The organism is Rhodoplanes sp. (genome assembly GCF_013377085.1).
GTDB lineage: Bacteria > Pseudomonadota > Alphaproteobacteria > Rhizobiales > Xanthobacteraceae > Rhodoplanes.
The window spans coordinates 56298-77835 of the sequence record NZ_JACAAX010000022.1; the positions used below are offsets into that span (position 1 = coordinate 56298).

Annotated in this window: 19 protein-coding genes; 12 read left to right on the plus strand and 7 right to left on the minus strand. The window is 70.0% G+C overall.

Going from position 1 to position 21538, the window contains the following annotated elements; genetic code table 11:
- Window positions 1–180: 180 nt before the first annotated feature.
- Window positions 181–3336, minus strand: a complete 3156-nt coding sequence (gene addB / locus HXX10_RS16350; protein WP_296523830.1) for a double-strand break repair protein AddB — start codon at window positions 3334–3336, stop codon at window positions 181–183.
- A gap of 273 nt (window positions 3337–3609) precedes the next feature.
- Between addB and thrC the strand changes: the two genes are divergently transcribed.
- The 4 genes from thrC to HXX10_RS16370 all read left to right on the plus strand — a co-directional run bounded on the left by thrC (window position 3610) and on the right by HXX10_RS16370 (window position 7738).
- Window positions 3610–5031 (plus strand): threonine synthase, encoded by a 1422-nt coding sequence (gene thrC, locus HXX10_RS16355; RefSeq protein WP_296523831.1) that lies wholly within the window; start codon window positions 3610–3612, stop codon window positions 5029–5031.
- Window positions 5028–6296 (plus strand): pitrilysin family protein, encoded by a 1269-nt coding sequence (locus tag HXX10_RS16360; protein WP_296523832.1) that lies wholly within the window; start codon window positions 5028–5030, stop codon window positions 6294–6296. The genes thrC and HXX10_RS16360 overlap by 4 nt, the downstream gene beginning before the upstream one ends.
- A 45-nt stretch (window positions 6297–6341) precedes the next feature.
- Window positions 6342–6929, plus strand: a complete 588-nt coding sequence (locus HXX10_RS16365; RefSeq protein ID WP_296523833.1) for a GNAT family protein — start codon at window positions 6342–6344, stop codon at window positions 6927–6929.
- A gap of 149 nt (window positions 6930–7078) precedes the next feature.
- The gene (locus HXX10_RS16370; RefSeq protein ID WP_296523834.1) at window positions 7079–7738 is read left to right on the plus strand and encodes a hypothetical protein; all 660 of its coding nucleotides are present in this window, start codon (window positions 7079–7081) and stop codon (window positions 7736–7738) included.
- A gap of 289 nt (window positions 7739–8027) precedes the next feature.
- Here HXX10_RS16370 and HXX10_RS16375 read toward each other — a convergent pair whose 3' ends face one another.
- From HXX10_RS16375 to HXX10_RS16395, 5 genes are all read right to left on the minus strand, one after another.
- Window positions 8028–8513 (minus strand): ATP F0F1 synthase subunit B, encoded by a 486-nt coding sequence (locus HXX10_RS16375; protein ID WP_296523835.1) that lies wholly within the window; start codon window positions 8511–8513, stop codon window positions 8028–8030.
- A gap of 11 nt (window positions 8514–8524) precedes the next feature.
- The gene (locus HXX10_RS16380; protein WP_296523836.1) at window positions 8525–9070 is read right to left on the minus strand and encodes a F0F1 ATP synthase subunit B'; all 546 of its coding nucleotides are present in this window, start codon (window positions 9068–9070) and stop codon (window positions 8525–8527) included.
- Window positions 9071–9163: 93 nt separating this feature from the next.
- The gene (locus tag HXX10_RS16385) at window positions 9164–9391 is read right to left on the minus strand and encodes a F0F1 ATP synthase subunit C (RefSeq protein WP_296523837.1); all 228 of its coding nucleotides are present in this window, start codon (window positions 9389–9391) and stop codon (window positions 9164–9166) included.
- Window positions 9392–9437: 46 nt separating this feature from the next.
- The gene (locus HXX10_RS16390) at window positions 9438–10190 is read right to left on the minus strand and encodes a F0F1 ATP synthase subunit A (protein WP_296523838.1); all 753 of its coding nucleotides are present in this window, start codon (window positions 10188–10190) and stop codon (window positions 9438–9440) included.
- 50 nt (window positions 10191–10240) lie between these two features.
- Window positions 10241–10603, minus strand: coding sequence for an AtpZ/AtpI family protein (locus tag HXX10_RS16395; protein ID WP_296523839.1), 363 nt, complete (start codon window positions 10601–10603; stop codon window positions 10241–10243).
- Window positions 10604–10877: 274 nt separating this feature from the next.
- Between HXX10_RS16395 and HXX10_RS16400 the strand changes: the two genes are divergently transcribed.
- The 3 genes from HXX10_RS16400 (at window position 10878) to HXX10_RS16410 (ending at window position 12738) form a co-directional block, all read left to right on the plus strand.
- Window positions 10878–11360, plus strand: a complete 483-nt coding sequence (locus HXX10_RS16400) for a hypothetical protein (RefSeq protein WP_296523840.1) — start codon at window positions 10878–10880, stop codon at window positions 11358–11360.
- 20 nt (window positions 11361–11380) lie between these two features.
- Window positions 11381–11842, plus strand: a complete 462-nt coding sequence (locus HXX10_RS16405; RefSeq protein WP_296523841.1) for a secondary thiamine-phosphate synthase enzyme YjbQ — start codon at window positions 11381–11383, stop codon at window positions 11840–11842.
- Between the two features lie 218 nt (window positions 11843–12060).
- The gene (locus tag HXX10_RS16410; protein WP_296523842.1) at window positions 12061–12738 is read left to right on the plus strand and encodes a response regulator transcription factor; all 678 of its coding nucleotides are present in this window, start codon (window positions 12061–12063) and stop codon (window positions 12736–12738) included.
- A 214-nt stretch (window positions 12739–12952) separates the two neighbouring features.
- Here the strand turns inward: HXX10_RS16410 and HXX10_RS16415 are convergent, their stop codons facing one another.
- Window positions 12953–16426 carry a NahK/ErcS family hybrid sensor histidine kinase/response regulator gene (locus tag HXX10_RS16415; protein ID WP_296523868.1) on the minus strand — a complete coding sequence of 1158 codons (3474 nt, stop codon included), beginning with the start codon at window positions 16424–16426 and terminating at the stop codon, window positions 12953–12955.
- A 248-nt stretch (window positions 16427–16674) separates the two neighbouring features.
- On the opposite strand from HXX10_RS16415, the gene HXX10_RS16420 reads away from it, so the two are divergent.
- The 5 genes from HXX10_RS16420 to HXX10_RS16440 all read left to right on the plus strand — a co-directional run bounded on the left by HXX10_RS16420 (window position 16675) and on the right by HXX10_RS16440 (window position 21484).
- A complete protein-coding gene (locus HXX10_RS16420; RefSeq protein WP_296523843.1) occupies window positions 16675–17922 on the plus strand; it encodes a nitrogen regulation protein NR(II) in 1248 nt (415 codons plus the stop codon).
- Window positions 17894–18529: a response regulator gene (locus HXX10_RS16425; RefSeq protein WP_296523844.1), complete on the plus strand. Its 636-nt coding sequence runs from the start codon at window positions 17894–17896 to the stop codon at window positions 18527–18529. The genes HXX10_RS16420 and HXX10_RS16425 overlap by 29 nt, the downstream gene beginning before the upstream one ends.
- Window positions 18530–18689: 160 nt before the next feature.
- Window positions 18690–19043, plus strand: coding sequence for a response regulator (locus HXX10_RS16430; RefSeq protein WP_296523845.1), 354 nt, complete (start codon window positions 18690–18692; stop codon window positions 19041–19043).
- Between the two features lie 353 nt (window positions 19044–19396).
- A complete protein-coding gene (locus HXX10_RS16435; RefSeq protein WP_296523846.1) occupies window positions 19397–20125 on the plus strand; it encodes a helix-turn-helix domain-containing protein in 729 nt (242 codons plus the stop codon).
- A 201-nt stretch (window positions 20126–20326) separates the two neighbouring features.
- Window positions 20327–21484, plus strand: coding sequence for an AbrB family transcriptional regulator (locus HXX10_RS16440; protein WP_296523847.1), 1158 nt, complete (start codon window positions 20327–20329; stop codon window positions 21482–21484).
- The last annotated feature ends 54 nt before the right edge of the window (window positions 21485–21538 follow it).

Consider the following 21538-nt stretch of genomic DNA (forward strand, 5'->3'; position numbering starts at 1 on the left):
TCACCCTCCCCTGGAGGGGGAGGGTCGGGCGTCCCCGCAGCGGACGACCGGGGTGGGGTGAAGTCGCAACCTCGGCTTCGCCGACCACCCCCTCCCGGTCCGCTACGCGGACCGACCTTACCCCTTCAGGGGGAGGTGAAGAAAGTGCGCCTCGGCTCATTAGAAAGACTGAGTTCATGCTCACTCCCCGCCCCCTTCTCCCGCAGACCACTCCTTGACGCGGGCGAGGTCGTCATAGGTGCCGTAGCGGGTCTTCCACATGGAGAGCACCAGCGAGCGGTAGGGGGTCGCCTCGTCGTCGAATTTTTTCACCAGCGCCGTCAGCTTCGCGAGCGCGTGGTCGGCGGCGGCGTCGGGCGTCTGGGTGTCGAAGTCGATCGGGCAGAGCTCGCCGGCCGGCTCGCCGCCGGTGAGCCGCACATGGGCGATCTCCGACAGCGAGCCGCCGGCCGAGATGCCGGGAAAGCCGCCGGCGCGCAGAATCGCGCCTTCCAGCGTCAACTGGGGCGACAGGCCGAGCCGCACCTGCTTGCTCGACGGCGGCGCGCCGGTCTTGAAGTCGAGGATGGCGAAGCGGCCGTCGGCGAGCCGCTCGATGCGATCGGCCCGCGCCGTCAGCCGGAAGGCGCGCTCGCCGAGCGGGATCGTCAGCTCGCCGCGGATCTCCGCCGAGAGGCCGGCCGCGGCGGCGCGGCGCTCGCGCTCGAAGCGGACGAACCAGCGGGCGATGTCCTCGAAGCGCGGCCACCAGAAGGCGCGCGCCTCCGGGGTGTCGTCGAGCGCCGAAAATTCCTTTCGTCCGATCGCCAGCAGCGCGGCGAGCGGATCGTCGGGAAGGGCGTCGGCATAGGTCGCCGAGAACGTCCCGATGGCGGCATGGATGGCGATGCCGCGGTCCTTGGCGCCGGGCGGCAGATCCACCGGGTCGAGCGGCGAAAGCTTCAAAATGTGCTTGGCGTAGATCGTGTAGGGATCGCGCAGCCAGTGCTCGATCTCGGTGACCGACAGCGTGGTCGGCCGCACGGCGCGCGGCGGCTTCGGCTCCGGGCGCGGCACGCGCTGCGGCGGGCCGTCCGGCCGGTCGAGTTTTCGCGCCAGCGCGAGATAGGTTTCGCCACGCTTCAGCGCCTCCTTCCATGATCCGCCGGAGACTGCGGCGAGCCGCTGCAGGAAGCGCGAGGCCGACACCGGCGCGCCGCCGACCTTTGCCGGGCGGGTCAGCACCACCTCGGCCGCGCTGCCGGCGAGCTGGGCGAAGTCGTGCGCCGACAGGCCGATGCGTCGTTCCGGCAGATCGAGGCCGAGCGTGTGGCGCATGCCGCGGCTGAGCCACGGGTCGCTCACCGGCGCCGGCGGCCAGATGCCCTCGGCGAGCCCGCCCAGCACCAGCCGATCGACCGTGACGAGGCGGGCCTCGAGCAGGCCGAGGATGTGCAGGCGGCTGCCCGGCACCGGCGGCGGCCGCACGACGCGGTCGGCGATGGTGGCGCGGAACAGCTCCGAAAAGTCCTCGGTGGCGACCTGGAAGTCTTGGGCGATCTCCTCGCCCAGGAGCGATTCGAAGGTGTCGTCGAGGGCACCGCCGTCGGGTCCGACCAGCGCGGCGACCTCGCCGGTGCCGTCGTCGCCGAGCGCGGCGACGACGCGCCGGAGCGCTTCGGCGAGCCCGCGCAGCGGATGCGGCGTCTTCGCGTCGAGACCTTCCAGCGGCGCCAGCGCGGCGGCGAGCCGGCGCACCAACGCCTCGGCGGCGTCGATGTCATCGGGGTGCAGCCGGGCGCGCGGGTCGGCCGGGTGGATCGCCGACGATTCGCCTGCGCGCAGCGTCGTCAGCTCCGCCCGCAGCGTGGCGAGGGCCCGGGCGAGGCCGGCCGCGCCGGGACGCGGCCGCGGCCCGCGCAGCACGGCCCGCTCCAGCGCGACCACGGCGCGGGCGTGGCCGGCTTCCGTTTGGCCGAGGCGGGCGAGCGGGTGCTTGAGGAGCGCCAGCAGCGGCACCGGGGCGACGCCGGACAGCGCCGTCTCGGCCGCCAGCCTGGCGAACACGCCGGCCGGTGCGTCGGCGAGCGGCATGCCGCCGGTGTCGGAGACCGCGACCTGCCAGCGCCCGAGCGCCGCCGCCACCCGGCGGGCGAGCGCCCGGTCGGGCGTGGCGAGCGCCGCGGTGCGCCCCGGCACCTCCAGCGCCTCGCGCAAGACCACGGCGATGGCCAGCGCCTCCTCCTCGGCGTTGGCCGCCTCGATCACGGCGAGGCCGGGCAGGCCGCCGGCGACTGCTGTCGTGAAGGCGGGTGCGGCGAGCCGCTGCTGCCACAGATGCGTGGTCGGGGCCGGCCGCAGCGCCTCGGACAGCAGCACGGCGCGGTCGTGGGCGGGCGGTGTGCCGAGCGCGACGACGTCGCCGCGCTCGATCCCCATGGTGGCGAGCAGGCCGTGCAGGGCGAACTGGGGGTGGCCGCATTCGGGCTCGGGGGCGAGCCCCGAGCCGTCCGCAGTGCCGGCGATGGCGGCCCAGGACTCCGGGTCGAGCATCGTGTCGAGGCCGGGCAGTACCACGGCGCCGTGCGGCAGCCGCGCCACCGTGGCGATGAAGCGGGCGGTGGCCGGCATCGAGCCGGTGGAGCCGGCGACGATCACGGGGCCCTCGGCGCGGGCCGCGATGCGGGCCGCCTCGGCGGCGATCAGCCGGTCGCGCCGCGCCGCCGGCTCGATGGTGTTTCGCTCGGCGAGGATTTTCGGCCAGATGTCCCGGGCGATCTCCAGGAATCTCAGGGTCAGGCCCCAGTACTCGTCGTGCTCGGCCGGCACCAGGGTGTCGAGGGCCGTCCACGACACCGCCCGGGTGGTCATGTCGTCCATCAGCCGGGCGAGCTGGTCGGCCATGGCGAGTGCCGCCGCCGGGGTGTCGACCACGACGGGCGGATCCTCGGGTTTTCGCGGGCGCAGGGTCCGGGCCCAGGCGAGCACCAGGCGGGCCAGCAGCAGCCGTCGCGACAGGCTCGACAAAGCGAGCGGCAGGTCGAGCGCCTCCGGCAGTCCGCCCTCGGTGGCGCCGCTGATTGCTGCAGAAAACGCGATCTCGTCCTCGTCGATGTCGCCGAGCGCGACGATACGGGGCAGCACGGCGGCGCCGCGCCCGAGCGCCTCGAACAGCGCATCGCGGGCGATCCGGCAGGCGCGCCGCGTCGGCAGATAGAGGGTGGCGGAGGCTAGCGCCAGCGGATCGTCCCGGCCCGAGAAGCCGGGCACCAGCCGGCCGTCCAGCAGGGCATCGGCCAGGACCGGCAAGAACGGCACGGCGGCCGGGATCGTGAACACGCGGGGGGTGGAAGCCATGCGCCATCTTAACCGGATTCGGTCGCCGCCATGCGGCCGGCCGATCGTTTCCTTGTGCCGGTCGATGGTTGCGATTAGTGTGCCGAACGCCGGTCTCCCGGCCCGGCACCCATCCGGAATGTCAGGAATTCCAGAGGTTTGACAGACCAGTCGGCGCCCCTGCCGGCGGCCTGGGAGCGGTCGGCGCGATGCGGTGCCGGGCCCGCGAGACAACCAGAGTCCGGACGCCGGCGGCACCACAGGCGACGAGACGGCAAGGCAACGAGAGGACGCGTGCGCTACATTTCCACCCGCGGCGAGGCCCCGCCGCTCGGCTTCATGGATGTCACACTCGCCGGCCTCGCCCGCGACGGTGGCCTGTACGTTCCGGAGACATGGCCGCAGGTCGACGCCGCGACCATCGCGGGCTATGCCGGCCGCCCCTATGCGGAGGTCGCCGCCGACGTGGTGCGGCCCTTTGCGGCCGACAGCTTGGCGATCGGCGAGCTCGAGCGGATGGCTCGCGAGGCCTACGACACGTTCCGCCACCCCGCCGTGGTGCCGCTCGTCCAGGTCTCTCCCAGCACCTTCGTGCTCGAGCTGTTTCACGGGCCGACGCTGGCCTTCAAGGACCTCGCCATGCAGGTCCTGTCGCGCCTGATGGACCATGCGCTGGCGGCACGCGGCGAGCGCGCCACCATCGTGGTGGCGACCTCCGGCGACACCGGCGGCGCCGCCGTCGAGGCGTTCCGTGGCTCCGCCCAGGCGGATCTGTTCGTGCTGTTCCCGCAAGGGCGCATCTCCGACGTCCAGCGCCGGATGATGACGACGGCGGCCTGCGACAACGTCCATGCGCTCGCCGTCGAGGGCACGTTCGACGACTGCCAGGCGATCGTGAAGGGCCTGTTCAACGACCATCCGTTCCGCGACGGCGTCCGGCTCTCCGGCGTCAACTCGATCAATTTCGCCCGCCTGGTCGTGCAGGTGGTCTACTATTTCGCCGCCGCCGCGGCGCTCGGGGCGCCGCATCGAAAAGTCGCCTTCGCGGTGCCGACCGGCAATTTCGGCGACGTGTTCTCGGGCTATGTGGCGGCCCGCATGGGTCTGCCGGTCGACCGTCTGCTGGTCGCCACCAACGTCAACGACATCCTGGCCCGCACGCTCGCCACCGGCACGTACCAGGTGCGTGATGTCGTTCCGACCACCTCGCCCTCGATGGACATCCAGGTGTCGTCGAACTTCGAGCGGCTGCTGTTCGAGGCCGGCGAGCGCGACCCCAAGCCGGTGCGCACAGCCATGGCGGCGCTGGCGAAGGCCCAGAGCTTCTCGGTGTCGGCCCGCGCGCTCGGGGCGATGCGCACGCTGTTCTCGGCCGACCGTGCCAGCGAGGAGGACGTCGCCGCCGTGATTCGCACGGTCCGGCGCGAGGCCGGCTATCTGCTCGATCCCCACACGGCGGTCGCCATGGCGGTCGCCGAGAAGGAGCCGCGCGACCCCTCGGTGCCCATGGTGGTGCTGTCGACGGCGCATCCGGCCAAGTTTCCCGACGCCGTGGAGGCCGCCTGCGGCATCCGTCCGGCATTGCCCGACTGGCTCGGCGATCTCGCCACCCGCCCCGAGCACGCCACCGTGCTGCCCGCCGACCAGGCGGCCGTCGCCAGCTACATCAAAACCCACAGCCGCGCCGCCCGTGACGGCGCAGGAGCAGCCGCATGACTGTCGAGGTGTCGCGTCTTCCGTCCGGGCTGGTCGTCGTCACCGACGACATGCCGCATCTCGAGACCGCCTCGCTCGGCGTCTGGGTGAACTGCGGCAGCCGGCACGAGCGGTCCGACGAGCACGGCATCTCGCACTTTCTCGAGCACATGGCCTTCAAGGGGACGAAGACGCGGACCGCCCGCCAGATCGCCGAGGAGATCGAGGCGGTCGGCGGCGACCTCAACGCGGCGACCGGCGTCGAGGTGACGGCCTATTATGCCCGTATGCTGCGCCAGGACGTGCCGCTCGCCCTCGAGGTGCTGGCCGACATCCTGTCGAACCCGCGCTTCGACGACGACGAGATCGCCCGCGAGAAGAACGTCATCATCCAGGAGATCGGCGCCCTCGAGGACACGCCGGACGACCTGGTGTTCGACTTCCTGCAGGCGACCGCCTACGCGAATCAGCCGGTCGGCCGCTCGATCCTCGGCACGCCGGCGACCGTGCGGGCCGTCGACGCGCCGATGCTGCGCGACTATCTCGGGCGCAATTACCGCGGTCCCGGCACCGTGGTGGCGGCGGCCGGCGCCGTCGACCACGCCGCCGTGCTGCACGACGCCGAGCGGCTGTTCGGCAGCTTCACGGGGCCGGCCCCGGGACGGCCGGAGCCGGCCCATTTCCACGGCGGCGTCCATGTCGAGGGCCGCGACCTCGAGCAGGCGCATCTGGCGCTGGCGCTGGAAGGCGTGCCGCAGCGCGACCCCACGCTCTACAGCCTGCAGGTGTTCACCAACGTGCTGGGCGGCGGAATGTCGTCGCGGCTGTTCCAGGAGGTCCGCGAGACCCGCGGCCTGTGCTACTCGATCTACTGCTTCCACTCGCCCTATGCCGACACGGGCCTGTTCGGGCTCTATGCCGGCACCGATGCGTCCGACGCGGAGGAGCTGATGCGGGTGGTGGTCGACGAGATGGAGGCCGCGGCCGAGCAGCTGACCGAGGCCGAGGTCAATCGCGCCAAGGCGCAGATGAAGACCGGCCTGCTGATGGCGCTGGAGAGCTCCGGGGCACGCGCCGAGCAGCTCGCCCGCCAGATGATCATCCACGGCCGGGTGATGCCGATCGACGAGATCGTCGCCCGCGTCGACGCCGTCACGGTGGAGAGTGCCCGCGCGGCCGGACGGGCCCTGATGGGGCGCTCGCGGCCGGCCGTCGCCGCGCTCGGTCCCGGCGGACTTGAATCGGCGGCTGCAATCGCCGAAAGTCTCGCCTTGAAGGCGGCGTGACCGGGCCGGCGCAGCCGGACCGCCCGCGCGATTCGCGACCGGACCATGGCGTTCTTCCGCACCGTCAGTCTCGCCGAAACGGCAGGGACGATCGAGGGCAAGGGGGTGGTGCTGCGGCCGCCCCTGACGACCGATTTCGACGAGTGGGCGACGCTGCGCGAGCAGAGTCGCGAGTTCCTGACGCCATGGGAGCCGACCTGGCCGATGGACGACCTCACGCGCGGCGCGTTCCGGCGGCGCCTGAAGCGCTATGCCGAGGACCAGCGCGCCGACCAGTCCTACGCCTATTTCATCTTCCGCAGCCCCGACCGGGTGCTGGTCGGCGGGCTGACGCTCGCCAATGTGCGGCGCGGCGTCGCCCAGGCCGGCAGCATCGGCTACTGGATGGGGGCGCCCTTCGCGCGCCGCGGCTTCATGGCGGCGGCCGTGCGGGCCCTCATCCCCTATGCGTTCACGGCGCTGCGGCTGCATCGGCTGGAGGCGGCCTGCATTCCGACCAACACGGCGTCGATGGGGCTGCTCGAGGGCTGCGGGTTTTCCCGCGAGGGCTATGCACGGCAATACCTTTGCATCAACGGTCTCTGGCAGGACCACCTTCTCTATGCGCGGCTGAAGGACGACCCCCAGCGGTGAGCGACGGGGCCGGCGACGACGCGCCGCCGGGCCGGCGCCTTGGGGCCGCCACGGTTCGGCATGATGAAGGCGGTCAGAAAAGCGTACGGGTGGACATCATGGTGGGGCGAAGCAGGCTTGGCACGGCGGGACGTCTGGGGTGCCTGGCGGTGGGCCTACTCACGGCAGCCTTGGTCGGCGCGTGCTCGTCGACCGACGAGTTCTTCAGCGGGCAACCGGCGCCGCCCGACAAGTCGTCGTCCGGCTTCGCGGACCGCTTCCGCAGCCTGTTCGGCAGCGGCTCGGAGGCGCAGGCGGCCGCGCCAGGACAACCGGCGGGTGCGGGCTCGACCTTGTCGACGCTCGACGTGGATTGCCCGCCGGTCGATATCCGCCAGGGCGCCGCGACCCTGCAGATGAACGCGCCCGGCAACGACCAGGCGATGGCGCTGCGCTACCAGGCGACCTTCGGGCGCACGGCGCGCCAATGCACCGTCACGGCCGGCACGCTCGCCATCAAGATCGGCGTGCAGGGCCGGCTGATTCTCGGACCGGCCGGCGCGCCCGGCGAGACCATGGTGCCGCTGCGCTATGCGCTGGTGCGGGAAGGTATCGAGCCGAAGACGATCTGGTCGAAGCTCTACATGCTGCCCGTCACGGTGCCGCCCGGCCAGCCCAACGTGGCGTTCACCCACGTGTCCGAGGACATGGCGGTGCCGGTGCCGTCGCCGGCCGATCTCGACAAATACGTGATCTATATCGGCTTCGATCCGCAGGGCGCGGCCCAGGAAAAGAAGCCGGCGGCCCCCCGCAAGCCGCGGCAGGGGTGATACCACGCTTCGTTTTCATCGACCTTCGTCGTCATTGCCGGGCTTGACCCGGCAATCCATCGACATTCGAAAGAAGCTCTTTTTTGAGCGATGGATTCGCGGGTCGAGCCCGCGAATGACGAGTCGGAGCTTGTGACGGTCGGTATGAGCGACGGCTCGCCGCGAATCCTCCGCCTCATACGCGGGTCGAGCCCGCGTATCCATCGAAACAAACGGCTTTTCATGGCTGGATGGATTGCCGGGTCGAGCCCGGCAATGACGAAGGCGCCGTGAGAAATGGCGTCGACGCTCAGTTCAGCTTGCCGGCCAAATCCTTGATGCCGTCGGCGACGAGCTGGGTCGCGACCTTGCCCTTGACGACATCGGCCAGCAGCGTCTCGGCGGCCGCGACGGCGGCGTCGGTGGCGGCGCTGCGGACCTCGGCGATCGCCTGCGCCTCGGCCTGGGCGATCTTGGTCTCCGCCATCTTGGTGCGGCGGACGACGAACTCCTCGACCTTGGCCTTGCCTTCCGCCTGCAGGCGCTCGCCCTCGGCCTTGGCGGTCTGGACGATCGCCTCGGCCTCCTGCTCGGCCTCCTTGCGGCGGCGCTGATACTCGGCGAGCAACGCCTCGGCCTCGGCGCGCAGCCGGTGGGCCTCGTCGAGCTCGGCGCGGATGCGCGCGGCGCGGCCGTCGAGCGCGCCCGTGACGGTCTTGTGGGCGCCGAGCTTCACCAGCGCCAGCATCAGCAGCACGAAGGCGACGGCGACCCAGAATTCGGCTTCGTAGACCATGGCGGCGCCCTTCAGCGTTTGAGCACGTGATCGACCGCGGCGGCCGCCGCCGCCTCGCTCGGCGCCTTGCCGATCAGCCGGTTCACGATGGCGCCGGCGGCGTCGACCGCAATGCCGCGCACGTTCGACATCGCCGCGGTCTTGCTGGCCGCGATCGACCTCTCGGCGGCCGCGAGCTTCACGGCGAACTCGGCCTCGACCGACTTGCGATGCGCGTCCGCCTCCGCGGTGAGCCGATCGCGCGTCTCGGTCGCGATCGCATGGGCGCGGTTGCGCGCGTCGGCGAGCGCCTTCTCATAGGTCGCCACCGCCGCGTCGGCGTCGCCCTTGAGGCGGACCGCCTCGCCGAGATCGCCGTCGATGCGGGCCCGGCGGTCGGCCAGAATTCCGGCCATCCGCGGCAGTGCGAGCTTCGCCACCATCACGTAGAGGACGACGAAGCAGAGTCCGAGCCAGAGGAGCTGGGACGCGTAGGTCTCCGCCTTGAAGGGCGGAAAGCCGCCGCCGTGCCCGGAGGTCGGCGTGTGCTCCGTCGTGGCGTGAGTCGGCTGGGCCATCGGCCCCTCCCTGATTCGGCGCGTCGGCGTGTCGGCAGCGTGTCGAGGTGTCTCGCGGACGCGGAGCGTCCGCGCGTCACCGGAGGCGGTTCGTCAGACGGCGAACAGCAGCAGGAGCGCGATCAGCAGCGAGAAGATGCCGAGCGCTTCCGTGATGGCGAAGCCGAAGATCAGGTTGCCGAACTGGCCCTGGGCGGCCGACGGATTGCGCAGCGCGGCCGCCAGATAGCTGCCGAAAATCTGGCCGACGCCGAGCGCGGCGCCACCCATGCCGATGCAGGCGATGCCGGCGCCGATGTACTTGGCGGCGATCGGATCCATGTGGAAGCTCCTTCTTTCGTGCTGGATTGGAGAGATCGGGTTGTCGTCAGTGGCCCGGATGCAGGGCGTCGCTCAGATAGATGCAGGCGAGAAGCGTGAACACGTAGGCTTGCAGGAAGGCGACCAGCAGCTCGAGCGCGGTCAGCGCGATCACCATGATGAGCGGCAGCGTGCCGCCCACCCAGCCGACCAGGCCGAGCGCGCCGCCCAGCCCGGCGACGAAGCCGGCGAACACCTTCAGGGTGATGTGGCCGGCCAGCATGTTGGCGAACAGTCGGACGCTGTGGGAAATGGGCCGGGACAGGAACGACACGATCTCGATCAGCACCACGAAGGGCAGGATGTAGCCCGGGATGCCGTGCGGCACGAACAGGCGGAAGAAGCCGAGCCCGTGCGAATAGAGGCCGTAGACGATCACGGTGAAGAAGACGAGGAGCGCCAGCGATGCCGTCACCACGATGTGGCTCGTCACCGTGAACGTGTAGGGCACGATGCCGATCACGTTGGCGAACAGGATGAAGCAGAACAGCGAGAACACCAGCGGGAAGAACCGCATTCCCTCCTCGCCGGCGGTCGAGCGGATCATGTCGGCGACGAACTCGTAGGTCACCTCGGCCATCGCCTGGAGGCGGCCCGGGACGAGCTGGCGGCCCGACGTTGTGCCGAGCATCAGGAGCCCGGTGACCGCCACCGCCACCACCATGAACAGCGCCGAATTGGTGAACTGGATCTCGGTGGAACCGATCTTGCCGAGCGGGAACAGATTGACGATCTCGAACTGATGAATCGGATCGGCCATGACCTCGGTGGTCCCCTTCAGTTATGTCCCGGCGGCGCTCGAGGCCGTCGTCAGGCGTCGCGATCCTTCGCCCCCGGGTCCGGCACCACGCCGGCGGCGCGCATGACGTTGACCACGCCGGCCGCGAAGCCGACCAGCAGAAAGATGATCATCCCCCACGGCGAGATGCCGAGCCAATGGTCGAGAGACCAGCCGATGACGGCTCCGACGATCACGCCCGCGACCAACTCGGAAGAGAGCCGGAACCCGCGGGCAAAACCCGCGAAGCGCGGGCCTGATCGCGGGGCGGATGCATCTCCCGGCGTGATGCTCTCCCGGTGCCGGTCGAGCTTTTCGCCGAGACGCTGGAGCCTCGCGGAGAGATCGGCTTCCTCGGCCGGGCGGTCGTCCCTGTCGTGCGCGTTCGGGGCCACGATATCGCCTCCCGCGCCACGACGTCCGGTCGGACGTCCGCCCCCCCGCCAAAGCCGCGCGGACCATACTGAGCGGGGACAACCGAGTCAAGAATTCGGCAACTCTTCGACGGCACTGCAGCGAAGGCTTTAGACCCATAATAGGGCCGGCTTATCGGTGCTGTCACGGACGTCGTGCCGCAACGCGCCGGGAATGCCGAATTGCCGTAATCGGCGTTATGCTCGTGGTGGCGCCGCGATCGCGGGACCGACGACGCAGCCGAGAGGATCCGTGATGATTCGAAGCTCGCTCGAGAAGGCCGCGGTGGTCGCCGCCGGAGCGGTCGCCGCCGGGATGCTCGCCGGAACGGCGGTGCTGGCCCAGGCCCCACCGCTGCCGCCGGACGCCGACACCAGCCGCTTCGGCTATCACCGGACCGCCGATGGTTTCGCCCGGCTGGATCTTCGCACCGGCCAGGTGTCGCTGTGCACCCTGCGGGCGTCCGGCTGGGCCTGCCAGGCGGCGCCCGACGACCGCTCCGCCTTCGAGGCCGAGATCAGCCGGCTGCAGGCCGAGAACGTCGCCCTCAAGAAGGCGCTGCTCGAGCGCGGCCTGCCGTTGCCGGGCGGCGTCAGCCCGCAGGCCGCGGCGCCGCCGCCCGATGCCGGGCGCTCGGCCGACGCCGACCTCGACCGGGCGCTGAGCTTCGTCGAGCGCGCCTGGCGGCGGCTGATCGAGATGATGAACAACCTGCAGCGCGACCTCGGCAAGACCTGAGTCGCAGGGGAGGGGACGCCATGCCGGGATCCCTGTCCGCGGTCCGTTCGCCGAGTGTCGCGCGCATCGCCACCGCCACCCTGACGGTCGCCACCCGCGGGACCGGCTTCGTCGAGATCACCGACGAGGCCCGGCGCTTCGTCGCGGCGGCCGGCGGGCGCGACGGCACGCTCCTTCTGTTCATCCGCCACACCTCGGCGTCGCTGGTCGTGCAGGAGAACGCCGATCCCGACGTCCGCCTCGACCTGGTGACGGCGCTCGACGTCCTCGCGCCGGCCGACGCCGGCTGGGTGCACGATGCCGAGGGGCCGGACGATATGCCGGCGCACGTCAAGACCATGCTGACCGGCGTGTCGCTGGCCGTGCCGGTGGTCGACGGGGCGCTCGCGCTCGGCACCTGGCAGGGCCTTTATGTCGCCGAGCATCGGGCGCGGCCGCACCGGCGCGAGGTGGTGCTGCAGTTCCTGGGCGGGCCCGCCTGATCGGTCCGGCCGGCCGGTTCCTTCGAGTCCCGCTCGGCCGATGCCCCGTTCGATCCGGTGGCGGATCACCCGTGTAAGCACGTACGTCATTTGCATAAGCCCCGATTGGGCGGCGGCCATATTTGGCCTATGATCACCGTCAGCGGGCGGAGGCGCGGGACCGCAATCCGGGCCGGGTCGCGCACCATCACGCCCGAATCAAGGGGCAGGATTCGAACTTGAGTGACATCACGTTCTATCGGCTGGTGATCGCCGACGACCATCCGCTGTTCCGTGGGGCGATGCGCGAGGCGGTGTCGGGCCTGTTCGAGCGGGTCGAGATCGCCGAGGCCGGATCGTTCGAGCAGATTTCCGCGCTGCTCGATCGCGGCGGGGACGTCGACCTCATCCTCCTCGACCTCGCCATGCCGGGGGTGCGCGGCTTCTCGGGGCTCCTCTATCTGCGGGCCCAGTATCCGAGCGTCCCGGTCGTCGTCGTGTCGGGAACCGACGACCCCGGTGTGATTCGCCGCTGCATGGACTTCGGCGCCGCCGGCTACATCCCGAAGACGCTCGGCGTCGACGTCATGCGGCAGGGCATCATGGCGGTGCTGCACGGCGGCCTGTGGACGCCGCCCGACATCGATCTCGACGCCGGCGCCGATCCCGAGACCTCGGCCGCGCTCGCCCGCTTCGCGACGCTGACGCCGCAGCAGGTGCGCGTCCTGATGATGCTGTCGGAGGGGCTGCTCAACAAGCAGATCGCCTACGAGCTGTCGGTCTCCGAGGCGACCGTGAAGGCCCATGTCTCCGCCATCCTGCAGAAGCTCGGGGTGGAGAGCCGCACCCAGGCCGTCATCGCCGCCTCCAAGATCGAGATCGGCCAGTGGCCGCCGGCCTCCGCCGCGCAGCATTGATTCGATCTGAGCCGCTGTATTGTAGGTCGATGCCGCGGGCCGCAGCCTGCTCTCTCCCCCCTTGTGGGGGAGAGGTGGAGAGGGGGGTGAGCCCCTCGACCGATCGCCGGCGGTGTACCCCTCTCCCTGTCCCTCCCCCACAAGGGGGGAGGGAACGCAAGAGCCGCGAGCAATCCGTCTGCGCTTTCGCCTTCATGCCGTGGGCCGCCTCGCCTCACTCCGCTGCGGCCACGCGCAGGGCCTGCCACTGGGTGAGCTGGGCGCGGAGCTGGGCCGGGCGGACCGGCTTGTTGAGCATGCGGATGTCGAGCATGCGGGCGGTCTCGCGCACCTCGCGGGTGCGGTCGGCGGTGAGCAGGATGGCGGGCAGCGCCTCGCCGTAGCGTCCGCGCAGCGCGACGATGGCGTCGATCCCGTTGCCGGTGTCGAGATGATAGTCGACCAGCAGCACGGTCGGCCGGCGGCCGGTTTGCTCCACCGCCGCCACGGCGCCGGCGAGGTCGGCCGCCTTGATCACGTCGCAACCCCAGCCGGTGAGCAGCGTCTCCATGCCGTCCAGGATGGTCGGCTCGTTGTCGATGCACAGCGCCAGCGAGCCGGTCAGTTGGCCGTGCGGCCGCACGGCGGCCGGCTCGCCCGGCTCGACGGCCGGGGCGACGGCGCGGGGCAGCGTCACCGAGAAGTGCGACCCGCGCCCGACCTCCGAGCGCAGCGCCACCGTATGGTCGAGCACCCGGGCGATGCGCTCGACGATGGAGAGGCCGAGGCCGAGCCCGCGGGCCACCTGGGCGCCGCGCTCGAGCCGATGGAACTCCTCGAAGATCGCCTGCTGGCTCGCCGCCGCGATGCCGATGCCGGTGTCGTGGACCTCGATCCGCACTTGGTCGCCACAGCCGCGGCAGCCGACCAGCACGCGGCCGTGCTCGGTGTACTTGATGGCGTTGGAAACGAGATTGCGCACCAGCCGGCGCAGCAGGCGGCGGTCGGAGCGCACGGCGCGGCGCGAGTGCACGAAGGTGAGGCGGAGGTTCTTCTCGCGGGCGAGCGGGGCGAACTCGACCTCGAGCTGGCGGAACAGCTCGTCGATGGCGAAGCTGCTGATCTCCGTCTTCATCACCCCGGTGTCGAGCCGCGATATGTCGAGCAGCGCGCCGAGGATTTCCTCGACGGCCTCCAGCGAGGCGTCGACATTGCCGGCGAGCCTGGCCTCTTCGCCGCCGCTGCTGCCCTGCCGCTCGACCAGGCTGGTGACGTAGAGGCGCGCCGCATTGAGGGGCTGGAGGATGTCGTGGCTGGCCGCGGCGAGGAAGCGGGTCTTCGAGAGATTGGCGTTCTCGGCCGCGGCCTTGGCGTCGGCGAGCTCGGCATTGAGCCGCTCCAGCTCGGCGGTGCGCTGCCGCACCCGCCGCTCGAGCTCGTCATTGGCGCGCTCGAGCGCCTCGGCGGCCTCGACGCTCGGGGTGATGTCGGTCAGCGTCACCACGACGCCGCCGCCCGGCATCTGGTTGACCCGCACCTCGATGACGAGGCCACGGCCGGTGAATCGCTCCAGGAACGGCTCGCCGCTCGCCGTGTAGCGGGCCGCCCGCTCGCGCACCAGCGCGTCGACCTCGCCCATCCCGAACGCGCCCTTGGCGGCATTGAAGCGCAGCACGTCGTCGAGCGTGGTGCCCACCCGCACCAGCGTCGGCGGCAGGTCGAGGAGCTCGCCGAACTGGCGGCTCCAGCACACCAGCGCCATCTCCTTCGAGAACACGGCGATGCCCTGGCGGACATGGTCGAGCGCGGTCTGCAGGATCTCGCGGTTGTAGTGAATCGCCGCGTTGGCGTCGTCGAGCAGCTTGAGGGCCGCCTTGGTCGACATCAGCCGCTTGCGCAGAAGGAGCGAGAGCACGAGGCGCGAGGAGGCGGCGCCGATCGCCGAGGCGAGCAGGTGCTCGGCATGCTGCAGGAGCTGGAAATCGGCCTCGTGCTTGGGATCGAGGGTGATGCGCCGCGCCGCCGCGAAGGCCTCGAAGGCGGTGCGGGTGCGCTCCTCGCCGAGATAGCGGGCGACCGTCGCGGTGAGCTCCTCGACCGTGGCGGCCGAGCGCCACAGCCGGAAGCTCGGGGCCGCCGGGCTCAGCCGCGAGGGAACGAAGATCTCGGCCTGCAGCCGCTCGATCGCCGAGGGGGCGTGGCGCAGCGACACTGCCACATAGGCGAACAGGTTGAGGGCGAGGCTGACGGCGACGCCGTGCACCAGCGGCGGCAGGTCGAGCCCGAGCAGCGCCTGCGGGCGCAGCAGCGCGAGGCCGAACGGCCCGTCGGTGAGAATGCTGCGCTCGATCATCCCGGCGTCGACGAAGCTCGGCAGCAGCAGTGTCCAGATCCAGGCGAGAAAGCCCACCACCATGCCGGCGACGGCGCCGCGCGCGGTCGCCTGCCGCCAGAACAGGCCGCCGAAGAAGGCGGGGGCGAGCTGGCTGATCGCCGCGAACGACAGCAGGCCGATCGAGGCGAGCTGCGCCAGCCCGGCCGAGCGGTGATACAGATAGGCGAGCAGCAGCAGCGCCACGATGGCGAAGCGGCGCACCCGCAGCAGCAGGGCGCCGACATTGTCCACCGTGCCGATCAGCGCGCCGCGCCGCCGCAGCACCAGCGGCACCATCAGATCGTTCGAGACCATGATGGCCAGCGCCACCGATTCGACGATCACCATGGCGGTTGCGGCCGACAGGCCGCCCACGAAGGCGACCAGGGCCAGCACCTTCGAGCCGGCGGCGAGCGGCAGCGCCAGCACGTACATGTCGCCGTCGACCGTGCCGTTCGGGAAGGTCAGCAGACCGGCCAGCGCGATCGGCACCACGAACAGGTTGATGAGGACGAGGTAGAGCGGAAACAGCCAGGCGGCGCGGCGGACCTCGGCCTCGCTGTTGCTCTCCACCACGGCGACGTGAAACTGACGCGGCAGCAGCAGGATCGCGAAGGCCGACAGCAGCGTCATGGTGACGAAGGTCGAGAAGCCCAGCTCGCCGGTGAGGACGCGGGCGACCTCCGGCCGCTCGACGGCGCGGGCGAACAGAGCGCCGGGGCCGCCGAACATCGCGTAGGTGACGAACACGCCGACCGCCAGGAAGGCGAACAGCTTGACCACCGACTCGGTCGCCACCGCCAGAATCAGCCCGTCCTGGTGCTCGGTCGCGTCGATGTGGCGGGTGCCGAACAGGATGGCGAAGGCCGCCATCGACAGCGCCACCACCAGGGCGATGTCGCCGAGCATCGCCTCGGCGCCCTGGGTGCCGGGGTCGATCTCGGCCAGGATGGTGCCGAGCGAGGACGACACGGCCTTGAGCTGCAGGGCGATGTAGGGGATCGTCCCGGCGATGGCGATCACGGCCACGATGGCGGCGACCGCCTGGTTCTTGCCGTGCCGGGCGGCGATGAAATCGGCGATCGAGGTGATGTTCTGGCCCTTGGCGAGGCGGACGATCCGGGTCAGCAGCGGGGAGGCGAGGCCGATCACCAGGATCGGGCCCACATAGATGGCCAGGAAGTCGAAGCCGGACCGCGAGGCCAGCCCGACCGAGCCGAAGAACGTCCAGGACGTGCAATAGATGGCCAGCGACAGCGGATAGATCAGCCGCGACCGCTGGCGCCGCGCGCGCGCGCGGGTCCGGTCGCCCCAGCTCGCCACCAGGAACAGCATCCCGATGTAGCCGAGCGCGACCGCGACTGCGACCCAGCCGTTTGGCACGAACGCCTCCTGGGGCCGGGGCGGGTGGCGCCGGCCAGCCGAAAGGTCAGCATAACCGGCCCGGGCTTGTCCATCGGGGCGATGTTCTGCGGGAAACCGATGCGGCGGCGAGCGATAGTCGTTGCATTGCCGTTTGCGGGTCCGTACTTATGGGATAAATACTTACGATTATCGCACCCCGGATAGAGGGACGGGTCTGCATGTCGATGAAGCCCTTCGAGCGCGCCGAAGCTCCTCCCGGGGGCAGCGCCAGCAACAGCCAACGAACGGTGCCGGCCATTTCCGACGCGCAACTCGCCAGCGTGCTCGACACTGCCGCCGACGGCATCATCATCATCGACGAGCGCGGGATCGTCCTCACCTACAACAAGGCGTGCGAGCACCTGTTCGGCTACACGGCGGTCGAGATGCTCGGCCGCAACGTCAACGCCATCATGCCGACCGGCCACTCGCGGGCGCATGACGGCTATATCGGCAACTACCTCTCCAGCGGGCACCGGAAGATCATCGGAATCGGCCGCGAGGTGATGGCCCAGCACCGGGACGGCACCATGATCCCGGTGCACCTGTCGGTCGGCGAGGCGGTCACCTCGGCCGGGCGGCAATTCATCGGCATCATGCGGGACCTGCGGGACCGCAACGAGAGCGAGCAGCGCCTCAACCAGCTCCAGGCGAATCTGGTGCGAATGGCGCGCGTCTCGGCGGTCGACGAGATGGGGGCGGCGCTCGCCCACGAGCTCAACCAGCCGCTGACCGCGTTGATGCTCTACCTCCAGGCGGTGGAGCGGTCATGCGCCAAGCAGGGCGCGGCGAACGCGATCCCGACCAGCGTGATGGCGATCCTGGAAAAGGCCGTCCACGAGGCGGAGCGGGCCGGCAGCATCATCCAGCGCATGCGCCAGTTCATCGAGAAGCGCGATCCGGTGCGGCGGCTGGTCGATTTAAACCCGCTGATCGAGGACGCGCTCGAGCTGACCATCCTGGGCAGCCCGCCGGGCACCAGGATCATGCGCGACTTCGGCACCGAGCTGCCGCCCGTTCTGGTCGACCCGGTGCAAATCCAGCAGGTGGTGGTCAACCTGGTGCGAAACGCACTCGAGGCGATCAAGTGCTGCGACGTCCAGGTGGTGCGGCTGTCGACCAAGCGGGTCGCCGGCGGCGTCGCCATGAGTGTGCTGGACAGCGGCCCGGGCATCCGGCCGGAGGGCATCGGCGAGATGTTCAAGGCTTTTTCATCCTCCAAGAGCCATGGTCTGGGGCTCGGCCTTGCTATTTCGAAGTCGATCGCCCAGACCCACGGCGGTGACCTCTCCGTCGATCCCGGCGGTGGCGGCGGGCGCGGCGCTTGCTTCACGTTGCTGCTGCCCTTGCCGGACGACGCGACGGCGGGCGCGACGGCAGAAACCAAGGACGGTACCAATGGGTCAGAACGCCACCGCGGCTGGTGAGATCCACATCATCGACGATGATCCGGCGGTTCGCGACGCCCTGTCGGTCGTCCTGACCCTGGAGGGCTACCACGTCACCACCTTCGCGGACGGGCACTCCTTTCTGGCCGCCGTGCGCTCCCGTGTTCCGGCCTGCATCATCCTCGATGTCCACATGCCGGGGCGGTCCGGCCTCGACATCCTCAAGGAGCTCAACGCCAAGAACTATCCGGCGCCGGTGTTCATCATCTCGGGGCAGGGCGACATCCCGATGGCGGTCGAGGCGATCAAGAACGGCGCCTTCGACTTCATCGAGAAGCCGTTCGATGCCGAGACGGTGGTCAACCGGGTGCACGAGGCGATCGAGGCGGCCGGGCGGCGCCAGGCGCGCGCCGGGCTCGGCGAGACCCTCACCCAGTTCCCGGGCAGCGACCTGCTCACGGCGCGGGAGCGGGAGGTGCTGAACCTGATCGCGGCCGGAGCCTCGAACAAGGAGGCCGGCCGCCAGCTCGGCATCAGCCCGCGCACCATCGAGGTGCACCGCGCCCGCATCATGGAGAAGCTCGGCGCCAAGAACGCCGCCGATCTGGTCCGTATCGTGCTGTCGGAATCGCCCCGTAATTCGTGACTCCCGCCCTTCCAGCCTGCTCCGGCATCGATCTCCGACGACCAACCGCTATCGGCTAAGTATTTTCACATAGCGTATACTACGAATTGAGAGGTGGGCCCAAGGCTCCAATCTTGGAAGATCGGCAGCTCGTGGGCTGCGAGCTGGCGGATGTCCCGAAATGGCCGTGCATGTCGTCGAAGATGATCCCGGCGTGAGCGACTCGCTCGCGATCCTGCTGGAGTACCTGGGATTCGAGGTGGTGCGTCATGCCGATGCGGAGGACTTCTTCCGCAGCGCGCCGCCGACCGGCAAGGATATCGTCTTCGTCGACCTCATGCTGCCTGGCATCAGCGGGGCCGAGTTGATCCGGTGGCTGTCCAGCCTCAAGGATCCGCCCCGCATCGTCGCCATGTCGGGGCAGTCGCAGAACACCATCGACCTGCAGCTCCGCGGTATCGGCGCGACGAACGTCATCCGCAAGCCGCTGTCGCACGGTGCCATCACGCAGCAGCTCGCCGCCATCCGGCTGTGACGGCCTTCAGTGGGGGCTCGACGGGCGCCCACCGCCTCGAGGGCATCCCCTTACGGCGAAAGTCGAAGGCGTCCTGGGGTCTTGCCGGCGTAAGGTGGTCTTGACACAATTTTGCTGCAATGCGATCACCAAACGAGGTAGAAAAGCACCGACTTGGCCTCCTCCGCAGGGCCCGAAACAGGCCTCGGAAAGGTCCTTTTCGACTCTCGCAAGTCACTGCAAAATCAGATGTATTTGCGATAAGGGTTTCTCCGTAAGCATTCATGCCAGATTACGTGTCGGCAATCACCTCCGCTAATGTCCCATTGCGCTGCCGAGCGTTTCAACCCCCGGCTCGCCCGGCGAGGACCCCCATGAAGCCAGCCATCGCACCGCGGACCTATTCTGTTGCGGTCGAGTCGCCCTGCCGACTCCCGTCGTCCCATCGTCCCGCCCCGGTTCAGGCCGCGCTCCGCCGCGACGAGGAGCCGCAAGGCCAGCGTCAGCGGGTCGGCCAGCACGCCCATATCTTCCGTGAGGGCGATCGCGCCGACCGCATGTTCCAGCTCGTCGACGGCGCCGTCATGCTCTACAAGCTGCTGCCCGACGGGCGCCGCCAGGTGGTCGAGCTCCTCAGCGCCGGCGACGTGTTCGGCCTGTCGGCCCTGCCGGTCTACGATTGCTCCGCCGAGACCCTGGTCTCCTGCAACGTGATCGCCTACGAGCGCGCCGCCGTCGAGCACTCGCCCGAGCTGCTGCGCCGCCTCAGCTCCCATGTCCACGCCCAGCTCTGCGCCCTGCACGAGCACGCGGTGCTGCTCGGCCGCAAGTCGGCGCTCGAGCGGGTCGCCACCTTCGTGATGCATTGCGTGCCGGGCCGCGGCGGCTTCGACTGCGCCGGTCCGCGCTGCGGCGGCGACTCGGCGGTGGTCCGCCTCGGCATGACCCGCCAGGAGATCGCCGACTATCTCGGCCTCACGCTCGAAACCGTGTCCCGTGCCTTCTCCGAGCTGCGCCGTCGCGGCATCATCGCGATCGACAAGCAGGAAGAGGTCCGGGTGCACGACGTCTGCCGGATCTGCCAGCTCACCGGCGCGCACTGACGCGCAGACGCGCGCGACGCTTTTCGGAGCGATCGTCCATCTCCTCCCCGGACGATCCTCTTCAACTCGAGGCGCCGTACCCTTGGTACGGCGCTTTTTTTGACGGCGAGGTGTCGGCGCGGGGGCGCCATGCAGTCGCGGCGTGACGGTCGCCAGCGGCCGCCCGCGTCTGCTATGACGGGACCTCACCGGCAGGACCCCATGCAGAAGCCTACCCACGACTCGATGCGCCCGGACTCCGGCGCAAAGCGGCCGTCTCCCTCCTTCCTCAATCTCCTCGAGACCTTGGTCATCGGCGCGGTCGGTGCCGAGCTGTTCAATCTCGCCAACATCCCGGCCGCGTATCTCGCCGGCGCCATGGTGCTGGTCGCGATCGCCGCGCTCGCCGGCCGGCCGGTCGGCGTGCCGCGCCCGGTGGCGCGCTGCTTCTTCGTGGTCGTCGGCCTCTCGCTCGGCAGCGTGGTCAATCCCGAGTCGCTGCATGGCGTCGCGGCCTGGCCGATCAGCATCGCCGCGGTCGTGGTGGCGATGGCCTGCGTGACGCTCTCCACCATGTACTATCTCCGCCGCGTGCACGGCTGGGACACCATGACGGCGCTGTTCGCCGGCGTCCCCGGGGCGCTGTCGCAGGTGCTGGTTCACGCCGCCGAGGAGAAGTGTGACGTCCGCGGCATTGCGATCGTGCAGACCATGCGGGTCGTGATTCTGACCGTCGGGGTGCCGGCGCTGCTCGCGGCGCTCGGTCAGGGCGGTCCGACTCGCCTTGCGGTGGCGCCGTCGAGCCTGTTCGCGGCGCCGCTCGAGCTCGCCGTCATGGTGGCCGCGGCGGTCGCGGTCGCGGCATTGCTGCTGCGGGTCGGGTTTCCCGGGGGCCTGATGATCGGCCCGATGGCGGTGTCGGCGATTCTGCACGGCACCGGCCTCATCACCGTCACGCTGCCCATGTGGGCGATGATCGGCGGGATGGTCGGGCTCGGCGCGGTCAGCGGATCGCGTTTTACCAACACGCCACTCTTCATACTTTGGTCGTATCTCGGCGCCGCGCTCGGATCCTTCGCCGTCGCGATCGCGGTCTCCGGCGCTTTCGTCTTGGCGCTCGCGGTCGGGCTCGGCCTGCGTGTCGGCGATCTCACGGTCGCGTTCTCGCCGGGCGCGATCGACGCGATGATGGTGCTGGCGTTGGCTTTGCACATCGATCCGGTGTTTGTCGGCGCCCACCACATCGCGCGAGTGTTCGCTGTATCGTTTTCTTTGCCGTTGGTGATCCGATACATGTCGCGAAGGAGTGGACGACGAGAAGACCATTCGGATGTCAAGAAGACTGGACAATCAGGCGGTCCTGACAGTGACATGGATTGACTTTCGTCAATGCACGGCAGCCATGCATCCTGACTAGTCCAAGACGCTCCTCCA